This is a genomic window from Enterococcus canis NBRC 100695, assembly GCF_001544375.1.
Lineage (GTDB): Bacteria > Bacillota > Bacilli > Lactobacillales > Enterococcaceae > Enterococcus_H > Enterococcus_H canis.
Map to the genome: position 1 here is coordinate 1 of NZ_BCQJ01000018.1, position 10,811 is coordinate 10,811.

The following is a 10,811-nucleotide window of genomic DNA, read 5'->3' on the forward strand; positions in this document are numbered from 1 at the left end:
ACAAAATAATCATAAATTTTTTCTCCTTTAGCAGTTTCCCTTAAATTTTTTGGGGACCTTAAAATATCACTTCCAATTTTTTCATATAATTTTAGAGGCTGCCTCCCCCAAATATCAAGGGTTTCCTCATATTTCCTTTTTGCCATATTTATCTCCACTCCCCCTTCTATTTATATATTTCTGTAAACCCAGTTTTTATTCAGAAAATTCTGGGAGCAAAGTAGCATGTACTCATCTAGTAATCCATTGGTCAATATAAACCCTAAGTTAACAGTTTTAGAGAAATCGCTTTCCCAAAACATGTTACATTATTAAATAACTGTCGTCAAATTAACCTGAACCCTCAACACACTCTCTCCAAAACATTCAAATTTCAATTCAGATATCTTAAGTTTATAATTTGATTCAATCAAAAGACGCTAAAGAAATATGCTTACTGCTGTACCCAATTTGAAATGGTAGTTCCTTAAATTTTATTTCAAGGTATTTAAAAAAACGAATTATTGATACTATAAAGTATAGAAATTTTTCTTTTTTAATCAAAATGGAATAGTACAAACGAAGACTAAAAATATGTAGCGGAGAATTTTATGGAAAAAGTTATTATTAAAAAAATGCGTGAGATTGAAGCTGAAGAAAATGTAAAAGTTATTTTTGCTGTGGAATCAGGTAGCCGTGCCTGGGGGTTTGAATCAAATGATAGTGACTATGATGTACGTTTTGTGTATATTCGGAAAATAGAAGATTACCTGAAACTTGATTCTGTGAGAGATGTTATAGAGTGGCAACTAGATGATACTTTAGATATTAATGGTTGGGATTTGCAAAAAGCAATGAGACTTGCCTATAAAGGTAATCCCGTATTCTTCGAATGGCTAAATTCAACGAAATTTTATTATGCGGACGCGAACATATTTCCTAACTTAAAAGAAACCTGTGAGAAATACTTCTTACCGAAAAAAGCATTATATCACTATTGGCATATGGGAAATAGAAACCTCAAAGAATATCTACAAGGAGACTCCGTAAAATTAAAGAAATATTTTTATGCGCTCAGACCGGTTTGGGCTGCTCAATGGATTGGAAAATACCTGACGATACCACCGGTCTCATTTAATGAATTGAAAGAAGAGTTTTGTCCGAAAGAACTAAATGACATTATCCAGGATTTGTTGGAAAGAAAGATAAATTCTGATGAAAGTGATATGATTCCACCAATCAAAGTTTTTTAAATCAGTACATGGATCATGAATTTAGTCAGCTGAAAATGAGAATAGATGCTCAAAATGACCATCATAAAAACTGGGATGAATTGAATATTCTATTTCAAAATTTGCTTTTGAATTCTTCGCTTTGACTTAATTCTTGAATACACAAAATAACTATTACTATCATGCTTATTTTAATAACGCTTCAGTTAGCAACCCTTTACTGCAATCATGTGTGATAGATTTAAAAAGATTTCCACTATAGAATTTTATGACGTTAGGTAGGAGAGTATTCTTCTACCTTTTTTTAGATTTCAGTCAGTATTTTGAATTTTTTTGTAGCGACCTGTTGTAAATGATTGCTTTAGTTAAGTAATCTATATTCACTAAATTTCGAACAGAACGTCCAGTTTGATCCAGCTCAACTATAATGTATTCAAAATCCCATTGTATCGAGTCCTTGAAATCACTCCTCCTAGATAAGTTTGATCTATTTCTTGTCTGTAGAAATTTGTCTAACACTTGATACTAACACCATACAAAAAAGCTGAAAGAGTAAATTTTTTCAGCCAATAGATTTTTCACTTACTCTTTCCCTTGACTAAAAAAGCAATACTAAAAGCTAAGGGTATGATTGTTATCACATGGATTAGCCAAGGTGTTCCGATTAACCATTCACTTAACCATGTATAAGAATCTGGATTATTGTATGGATTGATCGTATACAAAACCAAATTTGTTAATAAGAAAAACAGATAGATAAAAAACGATTTTAGACTCCATTCCAGATACCATGTCCTATTCATATTAACTATACCCTCTCTCTTTGTCTGAATCTATTTAAACACTTAAACTTCCATTACTAAATAAATATCAATTCTTCCCTTCAATATCTCTATACCCATAATAAATTCAGAGTGTCGCATTCAGTTTTACCACTTACTAAGTAAAATTTGTTTAGGCATTTCCGCTAACTAACCACAATACAACAAAGCTAAAAGACTTTTTCTTTCAGCTAATTTTTCTTTATTTGATCTGACTACTTGAGGAAAAACTTAAAGATAAAAGGCAGTATGAAACCAACAAAAGTCAAAAGGAGCCCGATTTTCTGTCTTGTTGATAATTTTTTAATGTCAAAAAATAAAGTAAGCAAGCCCATGATGCTAAATGCATATGCAATCAAATAAAATGTTCCTAATAATTCAAATTTACCCTCCAACATAAACTCTCCCTTCTATAAATCTTACTTGATTGTGTTTGAAAATTATTGCGTTAATATGGAAACTGAGTTGCTGTAAAAACAATGTCATCAACTTATCATACTGTGTAGGCACTCGCTAGAAGCACCTGATTTTATCGAAGATCTATTCAAACTGATAACGCCTTTTGTATTCCCCTATGGATAAGAATCATTCTTTTTAATGGCATTTATACCGACATCGTGAGTTTGAATCCAGTTGCTATTTTCTTGTTCCCTATAATCCTTATCTCAAAAAATTGTTTTCGGCAATATCACCGAGTGTTTCGCGCAATGAAATATTTGCTGATACTGATTGTATTCCGACTGAGTATCCCTAATTTTTAGCTTTTCTTGCCTGCGAACCGCTCTTCTAATCTCGGTTATATGAATCAATAATAGAAATAGCCAAATTCGCAACATTACTCCCCAATGTACTGTACAATTTCTTATCTCCTATTACATAAAACTCTTCTTTGGCGCGTGTTGCAGCAACATTCATTATGTTGGGCTCTGAAACGGCCCACATAGCGGCTCCTTTACTATTAGAGTCTGCACCAAGAACAAAGTACACAATTTTGGCTTCTTTTCCTTGAAAAGTGTGTACTGTTCCTACATTGACCGCTTTATTCTTTATTCTCTTGGTGAAGTTGATACTATCTAAATCACGTGCAAGTTTACTTGCAACATTTCTAAAGGGAGATATTACATATATATCGTCCTCCAACGAAGGATCCTTACTTAACTGCTTCATTATCTCCGTTTTTAATACTTGCGCTTGTTCTTTTACATACTTATCATTTGCCTTGCCAGAAACATCAAGCCAATCTGCTTTTCCATATGCCTTACTTGCTGGCTTACCTTGAACCATAAGCCCATCATAAGAAACTTCATTTGAAATTGTAAACATGGGATAGTTCGATCGTCTGTGTACCCACAGTGGTATACCTATCCACTCATCTTCATTTTTTTTAAACCCATATTGGCTAGTTTTATCTACTATGGTTTGAGTAGAACTATCGCTTGATATAAATTTTTCATCTACTCGATAATGTTGTTGAAGAAGGCCTAATATATTCGAATCCAGTGTCAATACTGGTTGAATTTGAGAAGGATCGCCTACTACCATCACTTTTTTACTTCTAAATATAGCCCCCACACTTGCCTGTGGCAAAGCCTGCCCAGCTTCATCAATAAATAAGTTTCCTATTGAGTTCTCGTTAAGACTCCTAAACATTTTTCCAAAACTAGCAAACGTTGTACTGATTATAGGCACGGCAAAATTTACCCACTGCCAAGCCTCAAAAAGTAACTCCTTGCCATTCTCTTTAGCTGCATATTTATTTTGACTTGCCCAAATGATCCTTGCTGCTCTTAAATGTTTACTATTTTCATAGAGAAATTGCTTTCTAACTTCTAAAGATTTCATAAACAACTTCGACTGTTGAATACGAAACTCTTTGTCAAACCATGGATTTGAGGTTTGGAGTTCAGAATAAGATTTGGAGAAGTCGACTTCCTCTATGCTGTTATCTCTTCTGTATTTCTCTAACCTATCTATCCGAGTTTTCATTTCAATTATTTCGTCCGCTTGTGTCTTTTTCCAGTCGTTAAATTCTCTAATCTCTAGTTCCAATTCCATCTTTTTGTGCCTAAGCTCAATCTTCCTTACTTTAAGCTCCTGTTCAATCTTTTGCTTCTCTATTTTCAATTTATCTCTTAAAGTAGCTAATTCATTTAATTTTCCGTTAGCTTGGTTCACATTACTGTAGTATTCTTCTACAACTTTCTTGTTAAAAATCTTTTGCAGCCAAAATAAATTGGGTTTTTGCATCGAAATTACATCAAAATTTCTTTGTGCTTCTTTTTGAGCCAAAAAGATTTCTCCCAAGCTTGCCTCATTAATTGATAGATCAGAGGCAAGCTTCTCTAACTCTGTTTCGATACTTTCCATTTTTGCCTTTTTATCAATCATTACTTGCTCTAACATATCCAACTTACCTTGTTTTTCAAAAACATACCCTAGACATTTCCCTTTATGCGTTTTGACTAACGTAAATAATTCACTTATCTTTTCAAAGTATTTCTGCGCCAGATTACGTTTAGACAGTACTTGTTTATAGAGTGTTAAAAATTCTTTGTAGATACCTGAATTGGGAGCATATTTTGTTTTTAGATGTGTATCCATAAATTCAATATTCAATAATAGATTTCCAATGTTCTCTGCTTTCCCACCTTCTAGGGAAAAAACACCCCATTTTTCTTCATCCCCTATTTTTCTTTCAATTTCTCTGTTCCTTTTACCGTTCTTATTCATCCATTTCTCTCTCATAACTGAATTAGAGATTGTTTTAAAATAATTTGTTGCTAATATCTCCTGCCTAAATTCCTCAGATATTTCTTCTATTAGTGGTAATTCATTTACAATATTTTGAACCGCCCCATTATTGGAACTCGCCACAACAATATTTTTATCGGCTATCCTACTAGGTAGTGTTCCTAACTTAGCGTTTTCCCAATAGAGTAGACTTCCATCTATTTTTTTATTACTCATATGGCATATTTCTCTAGCTTGTTGTACCACTAAATCTGCAAAAATTTCCTTAAGTAAAGTTGTCTTTCCTGTGCCTGGAGGCCCATTGACACTACGAATTGTATTACTATCGTTCAATGCCAAATTAACCGCAACTTCCTGCATAAAAGACAATGCATAGTCAGTATTACTAGGAAAACGTCCTAACGGATAATTTTGAGGCTGCAAAATCTCTAATAATTCTTCTGGATTAAAATGATTCGATTGCGCATTGCCATCCAAATTTTTTCTTTTTCCTAAAAACCCAGAAAAATATCGGTTTAGATTATCAGTTTCTACAGTTTTTGCCTTTTTCAAATCATCTATGAAGAAAGAGTGCAGATTCACATCCCCAGTCTCCAGATTCTCTACAAACCCGAAGCGACAATCTGCTAAGGATACTCTATACTGATCTAGTAAATCAGTTATAACGTCATTAAACTCCATATCTTCAAATTTCTGATTTAAATCATCACGTAGAGTCGCTTCTGCGTTGACAAAATTTTTAGGTAATTCTTTTTTATAGCGAATATATCCGCTTATAGTAAAAAAAGTTTTTTCAGAAATAAAATTCAATTGATTGTCAAAATACAAAGCAAAGGTAAATTTACTACCAGGTGCTCTTATCTCTTCGTTCGTGGCAGAAATATCATACTTAGAACGTAGTATGTCAATAACCTCTTGAAAATCAAAGATATCAAAATACAACACTAATCCTGATTTTTCAAATCTTTTTTCTGATAGTTTGTCCTTCTCTTTCTTATTTTGCAAAAATGAGAAAAACTCTTCCTTATAATCATTAATTCCATGATTTTGAAACAGTCTATAGTTCGTGCTACTCTTTTCTATAGAACCCTCGGATAGTTGCTCAATCATAATCCAAGAATCTAATACATCCACTTTATTATTCATTTATAGCCTCCTGATCTAACCAAATATGTATACTACTAATGGTAATCCCTATCTTAAATTATCCTATTACACGAAATACTGATGTAGATTTGTTGGTTAAACCCTCAATAACTAGTTATAATATGAGGATTTCCTCCATCTTTTTAAAAATATGCTTAGATTTTACTTACATTTTAACATGTTTTTTACAATCACTAAATAGTGCCTAATTTCTCATAATCAATCAGCTTAAAATTTTTATCTCTCTATGCGTAAGTTATAAATCAAAAAAATAGAAAAACTGAATACAGAGCTGTCAATTTCTTTTCTTAGATACAAGTGATTAGTCAATCGTAGATTTCTTCATTAATTTTTGAACAATATATAGCTACAAATCGTGGCGAAAACCAAAACCTCCAGTGTGAACTGGAGGTTTTGGTTTCTACTTTCACCTATTAAGAAAAACTATTGATTTTGCATTTTCCCCCTTAGGTCATGCGTAAAAACAATTTGATTTGAAAGATAGGTATTCCGCCTAAAGTACGATGTTTTAAATCATAATCTCAATTTTTGACACCAGATCATCCGGAACAGAAAAGTGATTTACATTTTTCATTAGCTTTTCTAAGTTCCTGTTAGGACTATTCATGTATTTTTTTAACGCTTGATTTTTAACAAATGAATCACATTTTAATCTCGGAGACCAGATTTCACACAATGTTCGTTCTTTAGAAAATACATTGATATTATTTCCCATAGGTGATTGGATCACTGTTACTTCATCCAAATAATTTTTTATAGGAGTAAAATGGACTACTACATTTAAACCATCCGCGACTTTTCTTGTTGATCCATTAGGGAATGTCAAATCATAGCCATCTACGTTTAAATCAATCATACCCTGCAAGAAAAGAGCCGTTTTATGGGAGAAGATACTTCGCGTATACTTTTGTTGCAACGCAAAGTATACATCAAAGATTGTATCTGGTAATGTATATATCCCTGGCATTTTTTGGCAAACTTCTCCCCTTTCCACCAGCCGAAATAATGTTGTGGGATGTATCCCTTTTTTTCTAGCGATTTTTTGACTGACTGTGCCATTATATTGCTCAAATAGTTTCTGAATATCAAGTCTCACAATAATTAAATCCCTTCGTCTTATTAACAGATTCTGTAATCTCAAGAAATCGATTACACTAACTCAAATCACGGGATTACCCTTTATTCTTTTTTCGGAGATGATAACTAAACAGAACTATCGTAGCTAAAAGCAAGACGTACCCTATATATTGATAAGTTGAATTATCATTCATCCCTGTATTTGGATACTTAGAGTCGCTAGCACTGTCTTTTGATTCAGTGCTAATCTCCGTACCAGACTCCGAATTATAAATGCCCTGGGAACTTGAAGTCGTTTCTGAATTAACGCCCGAGCTAGATGTCGTTTCAGATGCTTTTTCTTTCGAACTAGACGTTGTCTCAAAGGTACTGCTTTCTGAATTTTGTTCAGGTAAAGTGTCCGAACCACCTGTTTCTTCTACTTTCTTCCAAATTGGGTATAGATCCATGTTTTTTTCTATTTTTACTTGTTCTCCCGCAAGATAATCAGCGCTCAAACTGTCTTGTTCTTCCGACCATCCTATAAATTCATAGCCTTCTTTTTTAAGAGTTTTTCCATCTAATATTGTTACACTCGAACCAAGGGTATATCGATTTGTATCAATCGGGACCTCGCCTGTAGTTGAATCGTCTTTATGATAGGTGACCATATATTTTATTTTTTTAGTATTGCGTTCAGACCACAATACGCCTGGCGATTTAGTTGTAAGTATAAACCAATTTGTAGAAGCCACTGATGGCTTTCGGATTAACTGTCTTCCTGGATCAGCTTCCGCCACATATAAGAAGGAGCCGTTTTCATTTTGATATTTGACTGACTCATTTATCATCTCAGCAGCTTCTTTCAAATTTCCATTTATTCTTTGTGCCAGTGTCACGCCGAAAGTTCCTTCATACCAGATTGGAAGAACTTCTGAATTCAACTTAGGAGTATACCCGTAGGTTCCATTTTTTGATACTTTAAAATTATCAGTATATTGTAACGCTGACTCTGCTTTTTCAGTCTCTCCAATGGCATTCAAGAATATGGAACCCCAACTGTTTACATCTAATGCTTTTGCTGGGTCATTCAATCCTTGGTTAAATCGTCCCTCTTCTTCATTCCAGAGCTTTTCAAGAATTACATTTTTCAAGTTCTCTGCTTCAATGAAATACTTTGAATCGATTACTCTTCCAGCTCTCTCGAAAACATGCCACAAATCTGTGTTATGTTCTGTAGAGGACCATTCAATTTTTACTAATTCACCTTCAACATTACGATATCCCCCTGTATATAATCCTTGCCCCTCTCCTTCAACAATTTTCATTCTTGATAGAAAGTCTAAATTGCTATTAATCATGGATAATGTATCAAACGCATATTCTTTTTCACTAATCCCCGCAACATTAGTACCAAATTTCTCATAATAGCGAATCATTGCGTATGAAATGAACGCATTTCCGCCAACCCAGATACTATATTTCACATCTGCTTGTTGGAACTGAAACGAGTGAGCCGGAAAAGCTCCTTTGTTATCCCCATCCTTAATTTGTGTCACATATAATCCATTCATCAATTTGTCAGCCAAATCCCTATCGCTGTTACCAACTGCGGTTAATAAAGTCGTGGCTTGATCATATAAATACGAAATATATTTTCTTCCTGTTGTATATTCTTGATCAGAAACATCATATTCATATGATCTTACTAGACCAGATAATTCTGGCTCGAAGTATTCTGCTAACACTTCATCCGTCGATGTATCAACAATTCTATACATCTTCTCACCTGCTCTAGTTTTGGATGTCCACTTATCTCCCACATATACTTTATCTGTGGCAATTAAATATTCGGCAGAGGTTACTGCAATTGATTGAAATTCTAAGTCTTTATAGTAGCTTTCACCCGGCCAACTAGCTCCTATTTGTTCTTCTTCTGGTATTTGATAAAGATAAAACACCCAATTTCCGACCCGCGAATCAGGTATTCCGCTTAAGTCAATGGACCATGTACCATCTTCGCCTACCTCACTAGGGATTGCTAATTTTGACTGATCATACTCTGTACTGCCTACTTTTAAGAAGGCTTTTACAGCATATTTTCCCTCGGGCTGTGTTTTTATGGTTCCCGTGACTATTCCTCGATATTGATTTGGAAAAATAATTGGGGAATCAATTGTTACTGGAATAGTGTAATCCAGGGCCCAACTAGCACCTAATTTAGTTTCTGCATCGGTATCATAAAGGCCAAATCTCCATGAGCCATTTCTTGTTTCCGGAACATTGGATAAATCTAGTTCCCATGTACCATCTTGGGATAACGTGCCCGCAGAAACTCTATCAGACTGATCGTATTCCGTATTACCTACTTTTAGAAATGCCCTCACTTCATAATTACCACTTAAATCTTCTTTGGTGTCTCCCCGTACGATTCCTCGATAATCATCTGTGATTTGCTCAGGATAATTTACATTAAGAATAGTTGCCTCATCTGCATATCTACCTTCACCTATTACTGTATCGTAAATGATGTCAGTTGTGATTCTATACAAACGAAAATGCCACACGCCTTCTCTTGTTTCAGGAACTAAGGAAAGATCAAGCTCCCAACTACCATCCTCAGATACGTGAACAGGCGTGACATACTGTGATTGATCATATTCATGACTTCCTACTTTTAAGTATGCTTTCACAAAGAAGATACCTGCAATTTCTTCACGTAAATTACCTTTCACAACTCCTCGATAATTATCTGGAATCTTTTCAGGATATGTTACGTCGATCGGTGATGTATAAATTATTTCATGGTCCTTTGTTAATGAATACTCCCCCTCAACTTCTCCAACATAGTCACGATCATATTCCTCTACTGCCTGAATTGTACTTCCGTCTCCTTGCGATTTGGGTGCTTCTAGCATAGACAATACCCAATTTTCAGCTCTAAATATACTATCTTCATCTTCTAACATTAAGCCATCAAGTACAAACTCCTCCCTGTTTATGTTTACTTCCGCACCCACCTCTATCCAATTTATAAAAATAGATAACAGTATGGATGTACTCAACAATATCACTAATACTCTACTTATTTTTTTCATACAATTAATGTAGATCACCACTGTAAGACAGGGTATCCTTCCTCCTCATACTTTTTATAATCACTCATTTCTGATTACCTTATTTTTTTACGACAAGGCTTCTTTCAATTACTTATAATGAAGCTTTAAGAAAAGAATTGGCCCTCAAAAAAACTTGATTTTTTGAAGGCCAATATGTTCATCTCAATTTTACTTTGTTACTTTCCAATAAAAAGCCACTTTATGCTTATCTTTTTTTCCGGTATAGCCACATGCCTACAGCTATACTAGAAAGACCCGTCCCAATAATCATAAGAATTTTACTTCCTGATTCGTTCATTTTCGGATAAACTCTTAAGGAATTATTTGTGCCTTTACTTACCACTTGATTACCAGCTAAACTTGCAGTTAATTTTTTAGCTTGGTCTCCGTTGTTCTTATCCGTTACTAAACTAGGGATATTCGATTCCCCATTCTTATTAGAATCAGATTTAGTAGGTTCTTCGGTATCTTTCTCCTTTTCAGGATCTTTAGGATCTTTAGAATTTTCAGGGTCTTCAGGATCTTTCTTCACTTCTCGGTACACATAGTTGACTTCAATCGGATCATACCCAACAGTTCCTTGCGCATTACTTGGTACTTCTACCAATTCATACGTCTTCCCATCTTTTTCAATTGTTTCAGGTCCCGTTGTTTCGTAATCTGTTTCGACACGCTGCGTCTTCTCG

General features: G+C 34.4%; 5 protein-coding genes. 1 reads left to right on the plus strand and 4 read right to left on the minus strand.

The genetic code is table 11. The features are described from left to right. Positions 1–590: 590 nt before the first annotated feature. Positions 591–1,232: a nucleotidyltransferase domain-containing protein gene (locus ECA01S_RS13315; RefSeq protein ID WP_143139628.1), complete on the plus strand. Its 642-nt coding sequence runs from the start codon at positions 591–593 to the stop codon at positions 1,230–1,232. Positions 1,233–2,818: 1,586 nt separating this feature from the next. Here the strand turns inward: ECA01S_RS13315 and ECA01S_RS13325 are convergent. The 4 genes from ECA01S_RS13325 to ECA01S_RS13340 form a co-directional block, all read right to left on the minus strand. Then, a complete protein-coding gene (locus ECA01S_RS13325; RefSeq protein WP_067396360.1) occupies positions 2,819–5,929 on the minus strand; it encodes an AAA domain-containing protein in 3,111 nt (1,036 codons plus the stop codon). A gap of 529 nt (positions 5,930–6,458) precedes the next feature. After that, entirely contained in the window at positions 6,459–7,046 is a 588-nt protein-coding gene (locus ECA01S_RS13330) for a type IV toxin-antitoxin system AbiEi family antitoxin domain-containing protein (protein WP_067396362.1), read from the minus strand. A gap of 76 nt (positions 7,047–7,122) precedes the next feature. Beyond that, positions 7,123–9,975, minus strand: a complete 2,853-nt coding sequence (locus tag ECA01S_RS13335) for an InlB B-repeat-containing protein (RefSeq protein ID WP_169792783.1) — start codon at positions 9,973–9,975, stop codon at positions 7,123–7,125. A gap of 355 nt (positions 9,976–10,330) precedes the next feature. Next, positions 10,331–10,811: MucBP domain-containing protein (locus ECA01S_RS13340; RefSeq protein WP_169792784.1), on the minus strand; the 481-nt coding region annotated here is incomplete at its 5' end.